General features: G+C 63.5%; 20 protein-coding genes and 1 tRNA gene. 13 read left to right on the top strand and 8 right to left on the bottom strand.

The annotated features are described in order from the left end of the window. Position 1 precedes the first annotated feature (1 nt). Genes HU752_RS15985 through HU752_RS15975 form a run of 3 tightly spaced genes read left to right on the top strand, consistent with a single transcriptional unit; the run spans position 2 to position 2336 of the window. The gene (locus HU752_RS15985; RefSeq protein ID WP_186676614.1) at positions 2-775 is read left to right on the top strand and encodes an ABC transporter permease; all 774 of its coding nucleotides are present in this window, start codon (positions 2-4) and stop codon (positions 773-775) included. Beyond that, complete coding sequence (locus HU752_RS15980) at positions 772-1533, top strand: ABC transporter permease (RefSeq protein WP_186676616.1); 762 nt, start codon at positions 772-774, stop codon at positions 1531-1533. Before HU752_RS15985 ends, HU752_RS15980 begins: the two co-directional genes overlap by 4 nt. A gap of 11 nt (positions 1534-1544) precedes the next feature. Then, positions 1545-2336, top strand: a complete 792-nt coding sequence (locus tag HU752_RS15975; protein WP_186676618.1) for an ABC transporter ATP-binding protein — start codon at positions 1545-1547, stop codon at positions 2334-2336. 12 nt (positions 2337-2348) lie between these two features. On the opposite strand, the gene HU752_RS15970 is transcribed toward HU752_RS15975, so the two are convergent. Both HU752_RS15970 and HU752_RS15965 read right to left on the bottom strand, forming a co-directional pair. Continuing rightward, positions 2349-3086: a CPBP family intramembrane glutamic endopeptidase gene (locus HU752_RS15970; protein WP_186676621.1), complete on the bottom strand. Its 738-nt coding sequence runs from the start codon at positions 3084-3086 to the stop codon at positions 2349-2351. Positions 3087-3255: 169 nt separating this feature from the next. After that, positions 3256-3330: transfer RNA gene (locus HU752_RS15965), tRNA-Gln, on the bottom strand. A 332-nt stretch (positions 3331-3662) separates the two neighbouring features. Here HU752_RS15965 and HU752_RS15960 point away from each other — a divergent pair. The 4 genes from HU752_RS15960 to HU752_RS15945 all read left to right on the top strand — a co-directional run bounded on the left by HU752_RS15960 (position 3663) and on the right by HU752_RS15945 (position 7078). Beyond that, the gene (locus tag HU752_RS15960) at positions 3663-5039 is read left to right on the top strand and encodes a pyridoxal-phosphate dependent enzyme (RefSeq protein WP_186676624.1); all 1377 of its coding nucleotides are present in this window, start codon (positions 3663-3665) and stop codon (positions 5037-5039) included. Continuing rightward, positions 5036-6214, top strand: a complete 1179-nt coding sequence (locus HU752_RS15955; protein WP_186676627.1) for a cystathionine gamma-synthase — start codon at positions 5036-5038, stop codon at positions 6212-6214. Before HU752_RS15960 ends, HU752_RS15955 begins: the two co-directional genes overlap by 4 nt. Before the next feature lie 37 nt (positions 6215-6251). Then, a complete protein-coding gene (locus HU752_RS15950) occupies positions 6252-6731 on the top strand; it encodes a VOC family protein (protein WP_186676630.1) in 480 nt (159 codons plus the stop codon). A 158-nt stretch (positions 6732-6889) separates the two neighbouring features. Then, complete coding sequence (locus HU752_RS15945; protein WP_186676633.1) at positions 6890-7078, top strand: hypothetical protein; 189 nt, start codon at positions 6890-6892, stop codon at positions 7076-7078. Positions 7079-7140: 62 nt separating this feature from the next. Here the strand turns inward: HU752_RS15945 and HU752_RS15940 are convergent, their stop codons facing one another. Continuing rightward, the gene (locus tag HU752_RS15940) at positions 7141-7548 is read right to left on the bottom strand and encodes a VOC family protein (protein ID WP_186676635.1); all 408 of its coding nucleotides are present in this window, start codon (positions 7546-7548) and stop codon (positions 7141-7143) included. Between the two features lie 23 nt (positions 7549-7571). Beyond that, a complete protein-coding gene (locus tag HU752_RS15935) occupies positions 7572-7997 on the bottom strand; it encodes a YciI family protein (RefSeq protein WP_186676637.1) in 426 nt (141 codons plus the stop codon). A gap of 240 nt (positions 7998-8237) precedes the next feature. Here HU752_RS15935 and HU752_RS15930 point away from each other — a divergent pair, with 240 nt between their 5' ends. After that, positions 8238-8990, top strand: a complete 753-nt coding sequence (locus HU752_RS15930; RefSeq protein ID WP_186676639.1) for a DUF899 domain-containing protein — start codon at positions 8238-8240, stop codon at positions 8988-8990. A 240-nt stretch (positions 8991-9230) separates the two neighbouring features. Beyond that, positions 9231-10361, top strand: a complete 1131-nt coding sequence (locus HU752_RS15925; protein WP_186676641.1) for a patatin-like phospholipase family protein — start codon at positions 9231-9233, stop codon at positions 10359-10361. Positions 10362-10364: 3 nt separating this feature from the next. Here HU752_RS15925 and HU752_RS15920 read toward each other — a convergent pair whose 3' ends face one another. Continuing rightward, positions 10365-11243, bottom strand: coding sequence for an EamA family transporter (locus tag HU752_RS15920; RefSeq protein WP_186676643.1), 879 nt, complete (start codon positions 11241-11243; stop codon positions 10365-10367). A 94-nt stretch (positions 11244-11337) separates the two neighbouring features. Between HU752_RS15920 and HU752_RS15915 the strand changes: the two genes are divergently transcribed. After that, a complete protein-coding gene (locus HU752_RS15915; protein WP_186676644.1) occupies positions 11338-12216 on the top strand; it encodes a LysR substrate-binding domain-containing protein in 879 nt (292 codons plus the stop codon). Position 12217: 1 nt separating this feature from the next. On the opposite strand, the gene HU752_RS15910 is transcribed toward HU752_RS15915, so the two are convergent. After that, complete coding sequence (locus HU752_RS15910; protein WP_186676646.1) at positions 12218-13681, bottom strand: sensor histidine kinase; 1464 nt, start codon at positions 13679-13681, stop codon at positions 12218-12220. Continuing rightward, complete coding sequence (locus HU752_RS15905; protein ID WP_186676649.1) at positions 13678-14394, bottom strand: response regulator transcription factor; 717 nt, start codon at positions 14392-14394, stop codon at positions 13678-13680. The genes HU752_RS15910 and HU752_RS15905 overlap by 4 nt, the downstream gene beginning before the upstream one ends. Before the next feature lie 175 nt (positions 14395-14569). Here HU752_RS15905 and msrB point away from each other — a divergent pair, with 175 nt between their 5' ends. The 3 genes from msrB to msrA all read left to right on the top strand — a co-directional run bounded on the left by msrB (position 14570) and on the right by msrA (position 17819). After that, the gene (msrB, locus tag HU752_RS15900; RefSeq protein ID WP_186676652.1) at positions 14570-15094 is read left to right on the top strand and encodes a peptide-methionine (R)-S-oxide reductase MsrB; all 525 of its coding nucleotides are present in this window, start codon (positions 14570-14572) and stop codon (positions 15092-15094) included. A gap of 167 nt (positions 15095-15261) precedes the next feature. Beyond that, complete coding sequence (locus HU752_RS15895; protein WP_186676654.1) at positions 15262-17073, top strand: cytochrome c biogenesis protein DipZ; 1812 nt, start codon at positions 15262-15264, stop codon at positions 17071-17073. 20 nt (positions 17074-17093) lie between these two features. After that, positions 17094-17819, top strand: a complete 726-nt coding sequence (gene msrA, locus HU752_RS15890; RefSeq protein WP_186676656.1) for a peptide-methionine (S)-S-oxide reductase MsrA — start codon at positions 17094-17096, stop codon at positions 17817-17819. A gap of 162 nt (positions 17820-17981) precedes the next feature. Here msrA and HU752_RS15885 read toward each other — a convergent pair whose 3' ends face one another. Beyond that, the gene (locus HU752_RS15885; RefSeq protein ID WP_186676658.1) at positions 17982-19601 is read right to left on the bottom strand and encodes a glucan biosynthesis protein D; all 1620 of its coding nucleotides are present in this window, start codon (positions 19599-19601) and stop codon (positions 17982-17984) included. Positions 19602-19911 lie beyond the last annotated feature (310 nt).

Genomic DNA, 19911 nt, shown 5'->3' with positions numbered 1-19911 from the left:
CATGCCCCACAAGCGCCTGCTCGAATCCCTGACCTGGCTCATTTCGCCCCTGGCCCTGCTACTCCTCTGGGCCCTGGTCGCCGACGCCGGTTTCTTCCCACGCAACCTGCTGGTTCCCCCGGCGCGAGTCCTGCAAAGTTTTGAGGAACTGCTGGCCAGCGGCGAGCTGCTCGAACACCTGCACGACAGCCTGTCGCGCCTGACTCTGGGTTTTGGCATTGGGGCCCTGGCCGGCCTGGCATTCGGTATCGTCATGGCCTTGTCGAAACGGGTCCAGGCCTATTGCGGCCCACTGTTCCATACGCTGCGCCAGATACCCAGTATCGCGCTGATCCCGATGTTCGTGCTGCTGTTCGGTATTGATGAGACCTTCAAGATCGTCATCGTCGCCAAGACTGCCTTCTTTCCAGTGGCCCTGGCCGCCAGCGAGGGCATCAAGGCCATTCCACGCAGCTACTTCGAAGTCGCCGACGTCTACCGGCTGCGCTGGCCGACTTTCGTCCGTGAAATTGCCCTGCCCGCCGCCGCCCCCTCGATCATCACCGGCTTTCGTATTGCACTGACCCGTGCCTGGGTGGTGTTGGTGGCGACCGAGCTGCTGGCCGCCGACAGTGGTTTGGGGCAGATGATCGAAATGAGCCGGCAAATGCTGCGCATCGATGTGGTGATGGTCGGCGTGCTCATTACCGGGGTGATCGGTTTTGCCCTCGACTATTCCTTTCGCCAGCTTGAACAACGCCTGTTTCGCTGGCAGGCCAACCGGGGGCGTCCATGAGTCGTCTACTTGGCAAAGGCCGCGGCCTGCTGTTGCCCCTGCTGCTGCTCGGGCTGTGGGAATACCTGTCACGTCAGGGTGCCTCTGGTGCCTATGCCTTCGTGCCGCTGTCGAGCATCGGTGCAGCCCTGCTGGAACTGCTCGGCAATGGCGAGCTGTTGGTGAACCTCGCAGCCAGCCTGGCCCGAACCTGCGGCGGGCTGGCACTGGGGATCCTGTTCGGTATTGCTCTGGGCGTTCTGATGGCTCTGTCGTCCTTGAGCAATCGATTGATCGGCCCACTCTTTCACTCGATCCGGCAAGTGCCAATGCTGGGCTGGATCCCGCTGATCGCCATGTGGTTTGGCAACGGCGAATTCTCCAAGATGCTAATCGTCAGTCTCGCGGCGTTCTACCCGATGGTGCTCAACACCTACCAGGGCTTGCGCCATGTCGAGCAACGCTACCGCGAGGTCGGCCAGGTGCTGGTACTCAGCCGGACCCAGCAGTTCGTCCACGTGCTGTTACCCGCAGCGCTGCCGGCCATCGCCACTGGTGTGCTGCACGCGTTGGCCTTCGCCTGGGTCACAGCGATCGGCAGCGAGCTGTTCCTGTCTTCAGGGGCCGGCCTGGGCAACCTGATGATGAACGCCGAGGCTGGCTCACGCATGGAAGTGATCGTCCTCGCCGTCCTGTGCATCGGCCTGTGCGGTTACCTGATGAACCTCCTGTTCAATCGCCTCAGCCGGCACCTGCTGCGCTGGCGCGTCACCCGTTGAAAGGTCTGACCATGAATGCCATAGCCCAACACCTGCCCCCCACCGAGACCCCGCTGCACAGTGGCGCCCTGGAGATTCGTGGCCTGAGCAAGACCTATCGGATCGAAGGCAAGCCGCTGCCGGTGCTGGCGGACATCGATCTGAGCATCCGCCCCGGCGAGTTCATCAGCATCGTCGGGGCCAGCGGCTGCGGCAAGTCCAGTCTGCTGCGGCTGATCGTTGGCCTGGAGGCCGACTACGAAGGTGAAATACGGCTGGACGGCAAACCCGTGACCGGTACCAGCCTGGAACGTGGCATCGTGTTCCAGGATCACCGCCTGTTCCCCTGGATGACCGTGGGCAGGAACATCGCCCTGGCCCTGAAGAACCATCCATTGTCGCAGAAGGAAAAGGACCAGCTGGTGGCCGAGCACATTGCCCTGGTCAATCTGGAGGGTTTCGAGAATGCCTACCCGCACCAGCTTTCCGGCGGCATGGCGCAGCGTGCGGCCATCGCCCGGGCCTTGGTCAACAAACCAAAGGTATTGCTACTGGACGAGCCCCTGGGTGCCCTTGACGCGCTGACCCGGGTGCGCCTGCAACATGAATTGCAGAGTATCTGCGTCAAACAGCGCTGCACGGTGATCATGGTGACCCACGACATCGAGGAGGCGCTGTACCTGGGCGACCGGGTCATCGTCATGGATGCCCGCCCAGGTCGGATCAAGCATGAAATCAGCATCGAACTGCCTCATCCACGCGATCGTGCCTCCGGACTGCTGCAGGCCTACAAGGAGCAGTTGCTGGCGGAGTTGGTCCACTAAACCGGCGACCATTCACCCCGACATCGGCACGGCAATCAGCAGGATCGCCGTGCCATGGGTCACCGTCGAAGCCACTACCCCGTAGCGCATCCGCACCAACGCACACGCCAGTCCCTCCAGCAGGGTAAAGAGCAGTACCGGCCAGCCCAATTGGGTAACGGTCAGTGCCAGGAACACATGGCAGGCGGAGAACGCCACGGCGCTGATCAACGCCGCACGCAGTGCCGTCACCTGCTGCTCCAGGTAGCCCTGCAGGAACCCGCGAAACAACACCTCTTCCAGTGCATTGGCGCCATAGGCCAGCACCAGCATCCCGGGGAGCCAGCGCCAGTAACCGGCAATCGCGCCCGCCTCGATCCCCTGATACAGCCGCAAAGGCAGGCCTATCAGGCAACCTGTAGCCAGGCCCACCGCCAATCCGGCCAGCGGGCTGCCCTTGGAAAGCACCACCCATCGCCACAATTCCGGCGCCAGCCTGGCCAACAACGCTATCAGCCCCAGGGACATGCCTCCGAGCGCTGCCAGGACGAAAGGGTTGGCGATAAAACCGATCTGCAAGTCGCGACTGAGTGACCACAAGCCCTGCGGTGTCATCGCGTCGCGCAGCAATACGAAAGTCAGCAGCAGGATCGCGATGCGCAGGGCCGGTTGGGTCCTGGGCACCAGGCCAAACCAGAGACCGCACAGCAGCAGCCCCGGGATCAGGTAGAGCCCGTAGTGAATGAGAGCAACAAGTCCGTCGTGGATCATTCGGCCATCCCTGGTATTGGCGCGTAGCGGAAGGCCTCTGTTTTATCAAGTTTCCTGCTGTGCGGACAATGCAGAGCCTTTGCCTGGCGCGACATGCAGGACGAACAATAAAAAACGAAGATTCGAGGCGGAAAATGCCTTGGGATGAAAATCTGGAGATTGGAGAAAATGGCAGGGGCGGCTGGATTCGAACCAACGCATGGCAGGATCAAAACCTGCTGCCTTACCGCTTGGCGACGCCCCTGTAGCTTTACAGCCTGATATTGCCGCTTTCTTTTGCAACCCTGGCGGACCACTGCGACAACGGAGATAAATGTATCAAGCTTTATTCCCAATGGGAAGCCCCTTGGGATAAAAAATTTCTTTTAATACAGCTACTTATTTATTCATGGCCAGCAGAGCGCCATTCCTTGCTGACACCGGCCGGGCCCAAACATCCCGCGCCAGCGGGTTTGCGATCAACGCAATCACGACCTAAGGTCCAAACAACACCCCCTTCACTGCCCCGCTCCCTGAGCCGCTGTCCATCCAATACGAAGCCATCGAGCACGAAGCTATCCGTAACGAGGTGACGACATGCAGAACAACTCCCGCCCCGCCGTACTCGAACTGATCGGCAATACCCCACTGGTCCGGGTCAGCCGCTTCGACACCGGCCCCTGCACGCTGTTTCTCAAACTCGAATCGCAGAACCCCGGCGGTTCGATCAAGGACCGCGTCGGCCTGGCGATGATCGATGCCGCCGAGCGCGACGGGCGACTGCGCCCCGGCGCGACCATCATCGAAGCCACCGCCGGCAACACCGGCCTGGGTCTGGCCCTGGTGGGCCGGGCCAAGGGCTATCGGGTGGTATTGGTGGTTCCGGACAAGATGTCCACCGAGAAGGTCCTGCACCTCAAGGCCATGGGCGCCGAAGTGCATATCACCCGCTCCGACGTCGGCAAGGGCCATCCCGAGTACTACCAGGATGTAGCCGCCCGGCTGGCCAGGGAAATTCCCGACGCTTTCTTCACCGATCAATTCAACAACCCGGCCAATCCACTGGCCCACGAAACGAGCACGGCACCGGAGATCTGGGCGCAAACCCAGCATGATGTGGATGCCATCGTCGTCGGCGTCGGCTCGGCCGGCACACTGACCGGGCTGACCCGGTTCTTCCAGCGTGTGCAGCCGAACCTGGCCATGGTGCTGGCCGATCCGCTTGGCTCGGTGGTAGCGGAATACAGTCGTAGCGGAGCGCTCGGCACGGCGGGCTCCTGGGCGGTGGAAGGCATCGGCGAGGACTTCATCCCGTCGATCGCCGACCTGTCCAGCGTACGCCAGGCCTACTCGATCACCGACGAGGAAAGCTTCGATCATGCCCGCCAGCTCCTGCGGGCCGAAGGCATCCTGGGCGGTTCCTCGACCGGCACCCTGCTGGCCGCGGCGCTGCGCTACTGCCGTGAACAGACCCGGCCCAAGCGGGTCGTCACCTTCGTCTGTGATACCGGTACCCGCTACCTGTCCAAGGTCTACAACGACCAGTGGATGAACGATCAGGGCCTGCTGCAGTACAAGCGCTATGGCGACCTGCGCGACCTGATCGCCCGCCGCTTCGAGGACGGCCGGGTGATCAGCGTCGGCCCGGACGACACCCTGCTCACCGCGTTCCAGCGCATGCGCCTGGCCGATGTCTCGCAACTGCCGGTGCTGGTGGATGGCCAGCGACTGGTCGGCGTCATCGACGAATCCGACATCCTGCTCGGCATGCATGACGATGCCGCGCACTTTCGCCTGAGCGTCGCCAGCGTCATGACCGACCAACTGCATACCCTCTCGCCCGCGGCCAGTCTCGCCGAGCTGCAGGCGGAACTCGATCGCGGGCTGGTGGCGATCATTGCCGACGCCTCGGGCTTCCATGGCCTGATCACCCGCTTCGACCTGCTCAATCACCTACGGAGATCCCTCGCATGAGCCAGCACGACAAGTCCGCGACCGAGCGCGCCTTCGCCACCCGGGTGATCCATGCCGGCCAGGCGCCGGACCCGACCACCGGCGCCCTGATGCCACCGATCTACGCCAACTCCACCTATCTGCAGGACAGCCCCGGCGTGCACAAGGGCTTCGACTATGGCCGCTCGCACAACCCGACACGCTTTGCCCTGGAGCGTTGCGTGGCGGACCTGGAGGGCGGCAGCCGGGCCTTCGCCTTTGCCTCCGGACTGGCAGCGATCTCGACCGTGCTCGAGCTGCTCGACGCCGGCGCCCATGTGGTCTGCGGCAATGACTTGTACGGTGGTACCTTCCGCCTGTTCGACAAGGTCCGCCAGCGCAGCGCCGGGCATCGCTTCAGCTTCGCCGATCTGACCGCCCCCGGGGCACTGGAAGCGGTGCTGCAGCAAGATACGCGGATGGTCTGGATCGAGACACCGAGCAATCCCCTGCTGAGCCTCACCGACCTGGCAGCCGTCGCCCGCCTCTGTCGCAGCCGGGGCATCCTGTGCGTGGCCGACAATACCTTCGCCAGCCCCTGGGTCCAGCGTCCACTGGAGCTGGGGTTCGATATCGTCGTGCACTCGACCACCAAGTACCTCAATGGCCACTCCGACGTGATCGGTGGCATCGCTGTGGTTGGGCAGAATGCCGAACTGGCCGATCGCCTGGGTTTCCTGCAGAACGCGGTCGGGGCCATCGCCGGGCCATTCGATGCGTTCCTCACCCTGCGCGGCGTGAAGACCCTGGCCTTGCGCATGGAGCGCCACTGCAGCAACGCGCTGGAGTTGGCGACCTGGCTCGAACGCCAGCCCCAGGTGGCACGGGTGCACTACCCCGGCCTGCCCTCGCACCCCCAACATGAGCTGGCACGGCAGCAGATGCGCGGCTTTGGCGGAATGATTTCGGTTGACCTGAAAACCGACCTGGCCGGCTCGCGCCGCTTCCTGGAAAACGTGCAGGTTTTCGCCCTGGCCGAAAGCCTGGGTGGCGTCGAGAGCCTGATCGAACACCCGGCGATCATGACCCACGCCACCATCCCCGCCGCGACCCGTGCCCAACTGGGCATCGGCGATGCATTGGTGCGCCTGTCCGTGGGCGTGGAAGACGTCGAGGACTTGCGGGCCGACCTGGCACAGGCACTGGCAAGAATCTGACCCCCCCTCTCCCGACCACCACCCAAGGAGCCCCGGCATGCCCAGCAAGAACACCATCTGCCTCTGGTTCAATGGCACGGCCCTGGAGGCCGCGACCTTTTATGCCCAGACCTTTCCCGACAGTTCGGTTACGGCGGTACACCGCGCACCCGGCGACTACCCATCGGGAAAGCAGGGCGATGTGCTGACCGTCGAGTTCACGGTCATGGGCATCCCCTGCCTCGGCCTCAACGGTGGCCCGATCTTCCCTCATACCGAAGCCTTCTCGTTCCAGGTGGCGACCGACGACCAGGCCGAAACCGACCGCCTATGGAATGCCATCGTCAGCCATGGCGGCCAGGAAAGCGCCTGCGGTTGGTGCAAGGATAAATGGGGACTGTCATGGCAGATCACCCCGCGGATGCTCAGCGCAGCGATCAGCCACCCGGACCCGGCGGCGGCCAAGCGGGCGTTCGACGCAATGATGGGCATGGGCAAGATCGACATCGCCGTGATCGAGGCCGCGCTCAAGGGGTGACACCTGTGGTCCGGCCAGGCGATGGCAATCCGACGAACAGCACGGTTGCACAATGCCAGCCGTCGGACACCGCATGCACCATTTTGGGTTCTCTACTAGCCTTGGCTACTCATGGAATTACCCGTTTGCTCAGCAGACTATTGTTCAAGGAGAAATCAATGACGACCCCCGTACTGATGGCCGAACGCACCTACCGCAACTGGTCCACCCCGATCCTGCTGGAACTCAATCTGCGTGCCCATCAACTGGACGCGCCTTCACGTCAGGCCCTGCGCAATGTGCTGATCGAACGTCGAATGGTCGACCTCGGCAGCCCGACCGGGGTTGAGCGCCGCAAGACCGCATGATTCGACTGCGGGGGCCGGTTTGCCGGCTCCCGCAGCTTCTTCTACCGGATACGCAATGCGGGTTACCTGGCCCCCTCGTAGTTCACCATCCAGGCCACGCCGAAACGATCCTCGAACATGGCAAACCGTTCAGCCCAGAAGGTTTTCGCCAACGGCATGACGACCTTGCCGCCCTCACTCAAGCCCTTGAACAAACGCTCGGCCTCGGCAGTGCTGTCGACGTTGAGCGAGACCGATACGCCCTGAGGCTTCTGGTAAGGCTGGCCAGATGGGCAGTCCGAAGCCATCAGGCTGAACCCACCTACCGTCAGGCAGGCATGCAGGATCTTGTCACTGTCCTTGGGCACTTCGGCCTCCGGTGGCGCATCGGCAAAGGACAACGAAAACAGCTCGCCACCCAGCACGCGCTGGTACAGGGCGAAGGCTTCCTTGCAGTGACCGTTGAAGGTCAGGTACGGAATGATTCTCATGGTGGTTCTCCTGTCGTCAGGTTTCACGGTTGGCCGGACAACTGCGCGCGCATACGGTCTTCCTGCTCACGCAACTCGGGGGTTAGGCACTCACCGAAATCCTCGGCTTCGAAGATCTGGCGAATTTCGATATCGCTGTCGCTGACCATCGGGTTCGGACAACGCTTGACCCAGTCGATGGCCTCCTGCAGCGACTGGACCTGGAAAATCCAGAAGCCGGCGATCAGTTCCTTGGTCTCGATGAAGGGGCCGTCCACGACCGTACGCTGCTTGCCGGAAAACCGTACGCGGGCACCCTTGGCGCTGGGATGCAGGCCTTCGGCCGCGAGCATCACCCCGGCCTTGACCAGTTCCTCGTTGTAGGCCCCCATGGCCGCCAGCAGCTCGGCACTGGGCATGGCCCCGGCTTCCGATTCCGGGCTGGCCTTGACGATCACCATAAATCGCATGTCTGTTCTCCTGATGGTGGATGAGCCGTCCCTGTGGCGGCTCTACGGATTAATCGAATGGCCGGGGACGGAATCGACAGGCCGCCGAAAATATTTTCCCGGGTACCGCTGGTCCGGTTCAGAAGCTGCCCACAACTGACTGTCGAGAATGCGAGGCGTCAATCGACTAAGCATAGAACTGTACCGCCCTCGCTTCCCGGCGCAGTGGCCGGGCGGCACCGACCAGAAGGAAACCTCGTGATGAAGCAGCCCAACGTTGAACAACATGCCGTGGTATCGCGCCAGGAGTGGCTGGCGGCGCGCCGGGAACACCTGATCCAGGAGAAGGCCCTGAGCCGTCAGCGCGAACAGCTCAATGCCGCTCGACGCGCCCTGCCCTGGGTCCGGGTCGACAAGGACTATCGGTTTGACGGCGGCAATGGACCGCGCCGACTGGCCGACCTGTTCGGCCACAACAGCCAGCTGGTCGTCTATCACTTCATGTTCGGTGATGGCTGGACGCAGGGCTGTCCGAACTGTTCGTTTCTGGCCGATCACTTCGACGGTGCCAACCTGCACCTGGCTCATCACGACGTGTCTTTCGTGGTGATCTCCCATGCGCCCTGGGCGCAGTTCCAGCCGTTCAGGCAGCGCATGGGCTGGCGCTTCGAATGGCTGTCTTCGGCCGGCAGCGACTTCAACCATGACTTTGGCGTCAGCTTCACCCCCGAGGAGCAGGCCAGCGGCCAGATCGACTACAACTACCAGCCCCTCGCCGGCGGTGCCGAGGAAATGCCCGGGCTCAGCGTGTTCTATCGCAATGGCGGGGGTGAGATCTTTCATACCTATTCAACCTATGCGCGGGGCCTGGACATCCTCATCGGTGCCCACAACGTCCTCGACCTGACGCCCAAGGGGCGTAATGAAGGCCCGATCATGAACTGGGTCAGGTTCCATGACCGCTACACCGACAGCACCCGGCATTCCTGCTGCGGGTCCCAGGGTGAGCAATAATCAATCAGCCTGCGCCAACGTTCGTCATAAGATCCCCATACGCTGACAAGTTCATGCGGCGGGTAACCACCGCCAGCAATTCAGACAACTCCTACAAAACACGCTGACTCTGTGCCCATCCCCGGTCAAAAATCCGGAGGGTGGGCAGCGCAAGTACAACCATTCGCCAGCGGAACAGTTAATATCGAAAGGCTACTACTCCAGCCTTTTTCCAGTATCAGCCCCTATCAGAGAGGAACAATGGATTCTCCTGCAGTCTCGCTAGGTCAACGTCCGGATTTCGCCCTGGCCCTGTCCGGTGGTGGTGTCCGGGCCATGGTGTTTCATCTGGGGGTGCTCAAGTACCTGGCCGAACAAGGCGCCCTGGAGCGGGTCGGCCAACTCTCGACCGTCTCCGGTGGCAGCCTGCTGGTAGGCCTGCTGCTGCATGAGAACGGCGGACAATGGCCCGGCTCGGCCGACTTCCTGCAACGGCTGTATCCGGCGCTGCGTGACAAACTGTGCTCGCGCAGCCTGCTGCTCAGCGGGTTGCGCCAGTTGCTCAACCCATTGAACTGGCGTTACATCCTGTCACGCGCCAACCTGCTGGCCCTGGGGCTGCGTAACGAATGGGGAGTGGATGGGCTGCTGTCACAGGTCGGAACTCGGCCTGACTGGTCGATCAATGGCACCACGGCCGAAAACGGCAAGCGTTTCCGCTTCAAGCGCAGCAACATGGGTGACTACTCCATCGGCTACGCCGCCACCGGCGACATGAGCCTGGCCGAGGCCTTGGCGGTTTCAGCGGCCTTTCCTGGCGGGATCGGGCCGCTGGTACTCGACAGCCGACGCTTCAAATGGATGCAACGGGCCTGGGATGCGCCGCTCAACACGGCGGTGGAAACGAAATTGCCCTTCGCCAGGCTGCACCTGTATGACGGCGGGGTCTACGACAACCTGGGCCTGGAGCCGTTCTTCGACGCCAGCACCGGACGCAGCAAGCGCTACGAATACCCGATCGTGGCCTGCGATGCCGGTGCGCCGCTCAAGCCGGGCTTCGAAGCCGGCATACTGAGCCCCTGGCGACTCAAGCGCATGGCCGACATCATGTCCGACCAGTCCCGGGCCCTGCGGGTACGCACCTTTGTCGAGTACCTGAACCAGGCGCCAGGGCGCGGCAGCTACCTGGGCATTGCCAGCACGCTGATCGCGGCACCGCCCGGCAGCGATGCCGCCTTTGCCGCAAACTTCCCCACCAGCCTGAATCGCCTGGGTCACGAGGTCTTCGACCGTATCGCCAGGCATGGTCATGCCGTGGCCCAGGTCACCGACCAGCAATACGGCCTGCTACCCACCGTGCCGGCGACGAACCGCCCCCACCAGCCGGCATGAGGCTCAAGGGGCTACCAGCACGCCCAGGCTGGCACTGACCACCAGCGCGGTACCGACGAACTGCAACGGCACCATGGGCTGGCTCAGCACCACGTAGCCGGCCAATGCCCCCACCGCGGGTTCGACGCTCATCAGGATGCCGAAGGCGGACGTCGGCATCCGCCGCAGCGCGATCATCTCCAGGCCGTAGGGCAACAACGGCACGAACAACGCCAGCCCGGCGCAACTGATGACCTGTAGCCATGGCAAATGACCACCGCTCTGCCACAGCCCCAGGGGAGCCGTGATGACAGCAGCCGCCAGCAGTGACACCGACAGTCCTTCGAACCCCGGGAACAAGCTGCCGACGCGCTTCATCAGCAGGATATAGGCAGCCCAGCCGGCTGCCGAACCGAAGGCCAGGAGCAAGCCCAGCGGCTCCCCGATCCACCCCTGGTCATTGCGTGCCAGCAGCACCACGCCCAGCAGCGCCAGCAGCGGCCAGAGCAAGGCTCGCCAACGCCGTATGGCCACACTCGCCACCAGCAACGGGCCGAGAAACTCGATGGCGATCGCCAAGCCCAGCGGGATACGCTGAATGGCAGCGAAGAAACAACTGGTCATCACGGCCATGGCCAACCCCAGACCGGCCGCAGCACACCAGCGCGACAACGAATAGGTCAGCAGTCGCGGACGCACCCATAGCGCCAGGAGGGTCGCGGCCCAGCACAGCCGCAGCCAGGTGGTGCTGAAAGTCCCGTAGCGGTCCATGGTCGGTGTCGACAGCGCCGCGCCGAATTGCACGAAGAGCATCGACAGCACACACAACGCCGCCGCCAGCAACAGGTTGCGACGCGATGTTCGAACAGCGGTAGGGCTCAGTACGGCAGCGTTGTCCTGCATGACGCAAACTCCTTTGAGTGAGTCGCCATCCTAGCCAGTCGATCAGCCTTCAAATAAGCTGATATTTCTAAAACCCACTTCACGATATTTTATAATGCGCGATCTTGACAGCAACCTGTTGCGAACCTTCGTCACCGTCGCTGAAACCGGTGCGGTCAGCGCCACGGCCCAACGCCTCGGGCGGACTCAGGCGGCCGTCAGCATGCAACTGCGCCGTCTGGAGGAAGACCTGGAGCGCCGCCTGTTCGAACGCTCTCCCCGAGGCCTGCGCCTGACCGAAGCCGGCCATCTGTTGTTGCCCTATGCCCACAGCATCCTGGGTGCTGGAGCCGATGCCCGAAGAGTATTGTCGGCCAGCCAGGTGGCCGGCACGGTCCGGCTGGGGATGCTGGAGGACATTGCAGTCGGTAGCCTACCGCGCGCCTTGCAGCGGTTTTGCGCCGCCTATCCGCATATCAACCTGGAGATCACCGTCGACAGCAGTGCGGCGATGTCGTCCCGGTTACTGGACGGCGCGCTGGATATCGTCATTGGCGACGCCCATGGCATCCATGCCAAACCCCTGGTGAGCTGGGACCAGCCATTGTTCTGGGTCGGTGCCCGCGGGCTGGTGCTGGAACCGGACCTGGGCGGGCGGCCGCTGCCGCTGGTCACTTTCAGCGGCACGTGCCTATGGCAGCCTCAAGTGGAGCAGAAACTCCGGCAGGCCGGGCTCGGCTGGCGGGTGGTCTGCAGCAGCACCAGCCTGCCCGCCGTACAGTCGGCGATCGAGGCGGGACTGGGCATTGCCGTACTGCTGGAGGGCAATATCCGCCCACAGAGCATGCGCGTGCTGGGCCCGGCCGAAGGCCTGCCATCGGCGCCGGTGGTGACCTTCGGGCTCTACGTCCGTCCGGTCCCCGCCGCCCAGGCGACGGCGGTCAAGGCCCTGCAGCGGTTTCTGGAAGAAGAGCTGAACATCGCCAGTGGCTGAATCACTCCCCGGCCGCCGCCAGTTCGAAACAGAACACCGCGCCCTTGCCGGGGATGGACAGCAGGCGGATCTGGCTGTCGTGCAGTTGCAGGATGCGCCTTACGATCAACAGGCCCAGCCCGCCGCTACGACGATCACCGTCCTGGTTGAACGGTCGCCGGAACAGGTTCTCCAGCAGCTTGGGCGGGATACCCGGCCCGGTGTCGCTGACCGTGATCCGAACCTTGCCCGGCTCATGCACCAGCGCGACTTCAATGTTGCCACCTTCGGGGGTATGGCGCAGCGCGTTGTCGATCAGGTTGGTCAGCACCCGCTCGATCATGCCCAGATCGGCACTGACCATCGACGCGCCGCGTGGCAACACCGCCAATAGCTTCGAATGGCGGGTCTCGGCCATCAGTTCGAACTTTTGGAACACGTCCTGGATCAGGTCGCTGAGCGAGAAGTCCTCCCGCTCCAGGCGGACCTGTCCATGCTCCAGGCGCGCCAGCTCGAACAGTGCCTGGGCCAGTTGCCGGACCTTGTTGCTCTGGGCCAGCGCCGTCGCCAGATAGCGCTGGCGTTCCTCCACGGCCAATCCCTCGCCCTTGATCGACAGGGTTTCCAGGTAGCCATGCAGCGAAGCCAGCGGTGTGCGCAGGTCGTGGGAGATGTTCGCCACCAGTTCGCGGCGATCCTGGTCGAGCTGGGTCAAGGCCCGCCACTGCTCGCCGATCCGCGTCGCCATCTGCGCGAAACTGGCTTCCAGCACCTCGATTTCGTTGCCACCGCCGGAGCCGGCCAGGGGCAATGTCGGCGGGTTGACGGGCGCGGCATCGGTATCGAAGTCGCGCATGGTCTCGGTCAGGCGCCGCAATGGCCGGGTGATCAGGCGAAAGGCAATCAGGCCGGCGATCAACCCCAGCAAGGCCACCAGGCCCATCGCCCACAACGTGGTGCGCAGCACCGAGCTGGCGGTGACCCGCGCCGCCAGGCGATCATGTTCCTCGCCCTGCAACACCACATAGAGATAGCCCAGTGCCTTGCCACCGCCCTGCAACGCAGCGGCACTGAAGACTTTGCGCCCGTCGGTGCTGCGAGGGTCATCACCGAGGATCGGCAGCGGCTGGTCGTCCAGCAGGCGCCGGATCGGGCCCAGGTCGACCTGGTCACGCTTGAGATGCCCCTGCGGCGCCGCATCGCCGGTGATCCGCCCATTCGGATCGAGCAGGTAGACCTCGACGCTGGGGTTGACGTTCATCAACTGCCCGAACAACGCGCGCACGCCCTCCATGGTCAGGCCCTCGGTACCCACCAGGCGGTTTTCCAGGGCGATGCTGCGGGCCAGGTCACGGGAAAGCCCCTGCACCACTTCCTTTTCATGCATGTCGCTGGCACGTACCTGCAGCCATACCGACGCGCCACAACAGGCCAGCAGCAGGATCGAGAACACCACCGACAAGCGCTGGGACAGGGTCAGTTTCATTCGGCACGCCCCGCAGGAGCGAACCGATAGCCACGGCCCCAGACCGTGAGGATGCGTTCAGGCTGTGCCGGATCGGCCTCGATCTTGGCTCGCAGGCGATTGATGTGGGTATTGACCGTGTGCTCGTAGCCATCGTGCTGATAGCCCCAGACCTGGTTCAGCAGGTCCAGGCGCGAATAGACCGTGCCGGGGTTTTTCATGAAGAAGTGCAACAGGTCGAACTCGCGTGGCGTCAGGTCCAGTTCCTGCCCATTGACCCGGGCCTCGCGGGTCAGCGGGTCCAGGCTCAGACCATTGGCTTCCAGGCTGCCGGCATCGACCTTGAGGCTCTTGGCCAGGGCATCGACCCGCCGCAGCAGGGCCTTGACCCGCGCAGCCAGCTCAAGCATGGAAAACGGCTTGGCCAGGTAATCGTCGGCCCCCAGTTCCAGGCCCAATACCCGGTGCATCTCGCTGGAACGGGCGCTGGTGATGATGATCGGCGTGTAGCGCGCCATGGCCCGGGCCTGGCGACAGATCTCCAGGCCATCGACACCGGGCAGCATCAGGTCGAGGATCAAGGCATCCCAACCGCCCTTTTCCAGCTGCGCCAGGCCCAGGTTGCCGTCGGCACAATGGGTGACCTCGTAGCCCTCGTCACGCAGGTGCAGGCTCAGCAGCCCGGCCAGGTGCAGGTCATCTTCGACGATCAGAATGCGTTTGGGTGAATCCATGGAAGGGCGTTCCTGCAAGTGAAGTATCCGTGACGCTCACAGCATAAGGCGTCGAGCCCATTGTGCCGAATCGTCGAGAGGAAAATGTTCACGATTAATTTAACTTTACGGGAGGATTTGGCGACCGTTGCCGCCCGACACTGAAAGCCTGATCAATTGCCATGGAATCTACGCCATGTCCTCCAGAAGACGCTTTCTGTTTTCCAGTGCCGCTGCCCTGCTCGCCGCCGGCTTCGTCGATTGGCGCGCAGTGGCGGCCACCCTCGGCAGCAGCGCAGCCCCCGAGGCTTCGGACGAGACCTTCGAAGTCAACCACAGCGACGCCGAATGGCGGGCGATGCTGAGCGACAGCCAGTATCAGGTACTGCGCCACGAAGGCACCGAACGCCCCTATACCAGCCCCCTCAACGACGAACATCGTGACGGTGTGTTCGCCTGCGTCGGCTGCCAGCAGGCGCTGTTCTCCTCATCGACCAAGTTCGACAGCCACACCGGCTGGCCGAGCTTCACCGCCCCACTGGCGAACGCCGTCGGCACCCGCCGTGACAGCACGCTGGGCATGGTCCGTACCGAAGTGCATTGCCATCGCTGTGGCGGTCACCTGGGCCACGTGTTCCCCGATGGGCCGGCACCGACCGGATTGCGCTACTGCATGAATGGCGTGGCGATGAGCTTTGCGCCAAGCGCGAGTGCGGCCTGAACAGAGGGTATCCCTGTGGGAGCGGGCTTGCCCGCGAATAGGCCCTCCAGGACGCCAAAAGCTTCGCGGGCAGGCCCGCTCCCACAAACAGCCGTGTTCCCAAAGGGCCCTGCTCGGCAGGAGCCCGCGCCGGCGACGATCCAACTTTACCGACAAGGACTCTCACCATGCTTCTACTCACCCTGGCCTATCTGGGCGGTCTGCTGACCATCCTGAGCCCCTGCATCCTGCCCGTGCTGCCGTTCGTGTTCGCCCGCTCCGGCGAATCGTTCCGCCGCAGCGGCCTGCCTCTGCTGTGCGGCATGGCCCTGACCTTCGCCCTGGTCGCCACCCTGGCCGCCGTCGGCGGTGGTTGGGTGGTGCGGGCCAACCAGTACGGACGCTGGCTGGCAATGGCCCTGATGGCGTTTTTCGCAATTACCCTGCTCTTCCCGCACCTGGCCGATCGCCTGGCCCGGCCGCTGGTATCGGCCGGTGATCGGCTGTCGCGTTCGGCCCAGGGCGACGACGGCCAACCCAGCGTGCGTTCGTCCTTTGTGCTGGGTATCGCCACCGGCCTGCTGTGGGCGCCCTGCGCCGGACCGATCCTCGGCCTGATCCTTACCGGCGCGGCCCTGCAGGGTGCCAACATCGGCACGACCTTCCTGCTGCTGGCCTATGCCGCAGGTGCCGCCACCTCGTTGGCGGGCGCCCTGCTGGTCGGTGGGCGGTTGTTCACGGCGATGAAACGCAACCTCGGTACCGGCGAATGGCTGCGTCGTGGCCTCGGCGCGGCGATGCTGGCCGGCGTGGCGGCAATCGCGCTGGGCCTGGACACCGGCCTGCTGACCCGGGTGTCGACAGTCGCCACTTCCGGCATCGAACAGAAACTGCTCGACACCTTCAATCCGGCACCGCAACAGAACGCCATGATGCAGGGCAGCGCGATGATGGCTGCCGGGGTTCACGATGAACAGCCGGCCGGCAGCATGATGGCAATGGCCGCCAAAACGGCGGCGACCGAACGCAGCCTGCCGGTCGAGGGCACCCTGCCCGACCTCTCCGGCGCCGTGCAGTGGCTCAACTCCTCCCCGTTGAACGCCGCCGAACTCAAGGGCAAGGTGGTGCTGATCGACTTCTGGACCTACTCCTGCATCAACTGCCTGCGCAGCCTGCCGTACGTCAACGCCTGGGCGCAGAAGTACCGCGACCAGGGCCTGGTGGTGATCGGCGTGCACGCGCCGGAGTTCGCCTTCGAGCGTGATATCGACAACGTGCGCCAGGCTGTGGCTAAGCTGGGCATCCAGTACCCGGTGGCGATCGACAACAACTACGCGATCTGGCGCGGCTTCAACAACCAGTACTGGCCGGCGCACTACTTCGTCGACGCCCAGGGCCGGATTCGCTACCACCATTTCGGCGAAGGCGACTATGCCGGTTCCGAGCAGGTGATCCAGCAGCTGCTGGCCGAAGCCGGCAACCGCAACGTCTCCGGCGGCATGGTCAGCACCCAGGCCAGCGGCGTCATGCAGGCGGCCGATGAGGCCGAGGTGAAGTCTCCGGAAACCTACATCGGTTACGAACGTGCGGAAAACTTCGCCTCCCCGGGCCAGCAGGCAGCCGATCAACCGAAGCTGTACAGCGCACCGCAACAGCCACAACTGAACCAGTGGGGCCTCGCTGGCGACTGGACGGTGCGTTCGGAACAGGCGGCGCTGAACCAGAACGGCGGCCGGATCATCTTCCGCTTCCACGCGCGTGACCTGCACTTGGTGCTCGGCCCTGGCGCCGATGGCAAGCCGGTGCGCTTCAAGGTGCTGATCGACGGCCAGACACCAGGCGCGAGCCACGGTACCGACACCGACGCCAGCGGCCAGGGCACGGTGACCGAGCAGCGCCTCTATCAGCTGGTGCGCCAGGCCGGCGAGGTCGGCGACCACACCTTTTCCATCGAATTTCTCGACCCCGGTGTCCAGGCCTACGCCTTCACCTTCGGTTGATTGCCAAGAGGATGCATGAAATGAGCAAGTCCGTGATGCAGAAAAAGACCGCCTCGCCCCTGCTGACGATCGCCGGTGTAGCCGGTTTGGCCCTGTCGATCCTGCTGGTCCAGCGCTTTGCCTTTGCCGCCGAACCGGCCGTGCAGATCGCCCCGCCGGCGCTGGATGAACCTGCCACGGCCGGCCAGGCCACGGCGGTGTTCGCCGGTGGCTGCTTCTGGGGTGTCCAGGGTGTGTTCCAGCACGTGCGCGGGGTGCAGAACGTGGTGTCCGGCTATGCCGGTGGCGCGGCCGGCACCGCCCACTACGAACAGGTTGGCGAGGGTGATACCGGTCACGCCGAATCGGTGCAGATCACCTACGACCCGAGCCAGGTCAGCTACGGCAAGCTGTTGCAGGTGTTCTTCTCGGTCGCCCATGACCCGACCCAACTCAATCGCCAGGGCCCGGACAGCGGCACCCAATACCGCTCGGCAATCTTTCCGGTGAATGCCGAACAGGAAAAAGTCGCGCAGGCGTACATCGAGCAATTGGACGGGACCAAGGTGTTCCCCTCGAAGATTGTCACCCGGATCGAGGACAACAAGGTCTTCTATCCGGCCGAGGGTTACCACCAGAATTACCTGACGTTGCATCCTTACGCCCCGTACATCGCCATCAACGACTTGCCGAAGGTGGAGAACCTCAAGCGCATGGAGCCGCAGTTGTATCGAGAGGATCCGGTATTGGTGCCCAACGTGCAGTGAGTTTGAGGGCCCATTCGCGGCGAACCGCCGCCCCGGCAAACCACGCGCTTACAGGAATATGCCGAGCACTCTAGTTGTGTACGACACCATACTGTTGGAGCGTGGCTTGCCCGCGAACAGCCTGGAGCAGGCACCGCCTGTTCCAAGGCGGTGCCCCAGGGCTCAGGGATAACGCCGCCTGTCCGGTGCTGGCGGGAAATACTGGTACAGCCAGGTTTCGCTCAACGTCCGCTCGCCACTGCGAATGAACAGCCGCAGCTCAACCGGATCAACGCTGTCGTTGGTCGGATACCAGTCGAACGTCACCCGATAACCACCGATCTCATCCAGCTTGAGGACATTGAAATCCTTCACCTGACCATTGGAGGTGGTCACCACTGGCTCGATTCCGGTCCCTTCCGGCAACCGCTCCAGCCCACCACCGTTGAAGTCCACGGCAAACCGCCGGGCCCATACCTCGGGGTAATGCTCGCCCGGCGCCCAGCCCTCGGTGAAGCCGCCCATGCCCGAGCGCGTCGCATGCACCCGCGCCAGCGGCGTGCCCACCGGCGGCAATGCGCTCCAGTACAGCTTGTAGCCATAGGTCAGCGAGTCGCCGGCCTTCACCGGCTGTTTCGGCGTCCAGAAGGCAACGATGTTGTCCAGGGTTTCGCCCGTGGTCGGGATTTCCAGCAGGTCCACCGAGCCCTCGCCCCATGGCGTAGTCGGCTCGACCCACAGGCTTGGCCGGCGGCTGTACCAATCCACGGTGTCCTGGTAGCTGGCGAACTCGTGATCGGTCTGCACCAGGCCAAAGCCCTTGGGGTCCTTGTCGGCGAAGGCATTGAACTGCAGCTTGGCCGGGTTGTTGAGCGGCCGACAGATCCACTCGCCATTGCCCCGCCACATCGCCAGGCGATCGGAGTCGTGGATCTGCGGGTGAATGGTGTCGCACATGCGCCGCTCGTGGGTACCGCAGCTGAACATGCTGGTCATCGGCGCGATACCCAACTGCTCGATGTCCACCCGCGCATTGACATGCGCCTCGACCATCATCACCACCTGTTCGGCCTGGCAGTCGATATCGAAGCGATAGGCGCCGGTAGCGCTTGGCGAGTCAAGCAAGGCATAGACCACGAAACGCGTGCTCTCCTTGGCCGGGGTCTCGAACCAGAACTTGGTGAAGTCCGGGAACTCCTCGCGCTTGTGCGCGTAGGTGTCGATCGCCAGGCCACGTGCCGACAGGCCGTACTGCCCGGTCTTGTCGACTGCCCGGAAGTAGCTCGCACCAAGGAAGGAGACGATGTCGTGACGGTCGATCTCCGGCGCCTTGAACAACTTGAAGCCGGAGAAGCCCAGGTCCCCCTTGAGCTGGGACTGGTCGATACCGCTGCTGGCGTAGTTGAACAGCGGCGGCCGGAAATGCACTTCCCGCGCCTGGCGCGTCTGCGCATCGACGCTGTACATGCGCACCGGCTGCTTGAACCCCATGCCGACGTGGAAGAACTGCACATCCAGCTGGCCCTTGAGCTCGTTCCACAGCGAATGCCGGGCGTCATACTGGATCGCGTTGAACTGCTGCGGCGTCATGTTCGCCAGGGTCGGCGGCAGGATCTGCCGGGTGCTGACATAAGGTTTGCCCGCGAGTCCCTTCGCCTGGGCCTGCAACGCCTCGAAATCAAAATGTTCGATGTCACCGTCCGCGGTGGCGGCAAGCGCCCGCGCCGCGAACAGACCGCTGGCCGACAGGCCGGTGTAGGCCGCCAGGGCCATGGAAGCTTTCAGGAGATTACGGCGATGCATAAAAAGACCTGTACTGAGGACGATCCGGACACTGGAAAACGTGAAGTGTCGGACAGGAGAGTCAGCCGCTACGCACGACCAGCGGCTGCATGCAAACAGATACCAAATCCTGATGAACGTTCGCAATCTCTTTGAAAAACATGATGACAGCCTTTATTCAGCAAAGGTGTGGCTAGATGTTTCAGGCCTTGATCCGATTTCGAGGCGCCCCCCTTAACGACCGCCAGGCAAACATGAATATTTCTTCAGGAAGCTTTCACTGGTTTGTTGGCAAAATCCCACACCTGTTGTGAAGGTCCGTACGAGGCAA

This window comes from Pseudomonas vanderleydeniana, assembly GCF_014268755.2.
Taxonomy (GTDB): Bacteria; Pseudomonadota; Gammaproteobacteria; order Pseudomonadales; family Pseudomonadaceae; genus Aquipseudomonas; species Aquipseudomonas vanderleydeniana.
The sequence above is the reverse complement of the archived record's forward strand: the minus strand, read 5'-3'. Positions and strand labels throughout refer to the sequence as shown.

What these genes read in the sequence shown, in the direction of transcription:
- HU752_RS15915 (WP_186676644.1), top strand. Translation starts at nt 11,338, where the DNA reads ATGCGCGATCTTGACAGCAACCTGTTGCGAACCTTCGTCACCGTCGCT.
- HU752_RS15940 (WP_186676635.1), bottom strand. Translation starts at nt 7,548, where the DNA reads ATGAGAATCATTCCGTACCTGACCTTCAACGGTCACTGCAAGGAAGCC.
- HU752_RS15935 (WP_186676637.1), bottom strand. Translation starts at nt 7,997, where the DNA reads ATGCGATTTATGGTGATCGTCAAGGCCAGCCCGGAATCGGAAGCCGGG.
- HU752_RS15950 (WP_186676630.1), top strand. Translation starts at nt 6,252, where the DNA reads ATGCCCAGCAAGAACACCATCTGCCTCTGGTTCAATGGCACGGCCCTG.
- HU752_RS15920 (WP_186676643.1), bottom strand. Translation starts at nt 11,243, where the DNA reads ATGCAGGACAACGCTGCCGTACTGAGCCCTACCGCTGTTCGAACATCG.
- HU752_RS15955 (WP_186676627.1), top strand. Translation starts at nt 5,036, where the DNA reads ATGAGCCAGCACGACAAGTCCGCGACCGAGCGCGCCTTCGCCACCCGG.
- HU752_RS15975 (WP_186676618.1), top strand. Translation starts at nt 1,545, where the DNA reads ATGAATGCCATAGCCCAACACCTGCCCCCCACCGAGACCCCGCTGCAC.
- HU752_RS15970 (WP_186676621.1), bottom strand. Translation starts at nt 3,086, where the DNA reads ATGATCCACGACGGACTTGTTGCTCTCATTCACTACGGGCTCTACCTG.
- HU752_RS15980 (WP_186676616.1), top strand. Translation starts at nt 772, where the DNA reads ATGAGTCGTCTACTTGGCAAAGGCCGCGGCCTGCTGTTGCCCCTGCTG.
- HU752_RS15960 (WP_186676624.1), top strand. Translation starts at nt 3,663, where the DNA reads ATGCAGAACAACTCCCGCCCCGCCGTACTCGAACTGATCGGCAATACC.
- HU752_RS15905 (WP_186676649.1), bottom strand. Translation starts at nt 14,394, where the DNA reads ATGGATTCACCCAAACGCATTCTGATCGTCGAAGATGACCTGCACCTG.
- msrB (WP_186676652.1), top strand. Translation starts at nt 14,570, where the DNA reads ATGTCCTCCAGAAGACGCTTTCTGTTTTCCAGTGCCGCTGCCCTGCTC.
- HU752_RS15895 (WP_186676654.1), top strand. Translation starts at nt 15,262, where the DNA reads ATGCTTCTACTCACCCTGGCCTATCTGGGCGGTCTGCTGACCATCCTG.
- HU752_RS15910 (WP_186676646.1), bottom strand. Translation starts at nt 13,681, where the DNA reads ATGAAACTGACCCTGTCCCAGCGCTTGTCGGTGGTGTTCTCGATCCTG.
- HU752_RS15925 (WP_186676641.1), top strand. Translation starts at nt 9,231, where the DNA reads ATGGATTCTCCTGCAGTCTCGCTAGGTCAACGTCCGGATTTCGCCCTG.
- HU752_RS15945 (WP_186676633.1), top strand. Translation starts at nt 6,890, where the DNA reads ATGACGACCCCCGTACTGATGGCCGAACGCACCTACCGCAACTGGTCC.
- HU752_RS15985 (WP_186676614.1), top strand. Translation starts at nt 2, where the DNA reads ATGCCCCACAAGCGCCTGCTCGAATCCCTGACCTGGCTCATTTCGCCC.
- msrA (WP_186676656.1), top strand. Translation starts at nt 17,094, where the DNA reads ATGAGCAAGTCCGTGATGCAGAAAAAGACCGCCTCGCCCCTGCTGACG.
- HU752_RS15930 (WP_186676639.1), top strand. Translation starts at nt 8,238, where the DNA reads ATGAAGCAGCCCAACGTTGAACAACATGCCGTGGTATCGCGCCAGGAG.
- HU752_RS15885 (WP_186676658.1), bottom strand. Translation starts at nt 19,601, where the DNA reads ATGCATCGCCGTAATCTCCTGAAAGCTTCCATGGCCCTGGCGGCCTAC.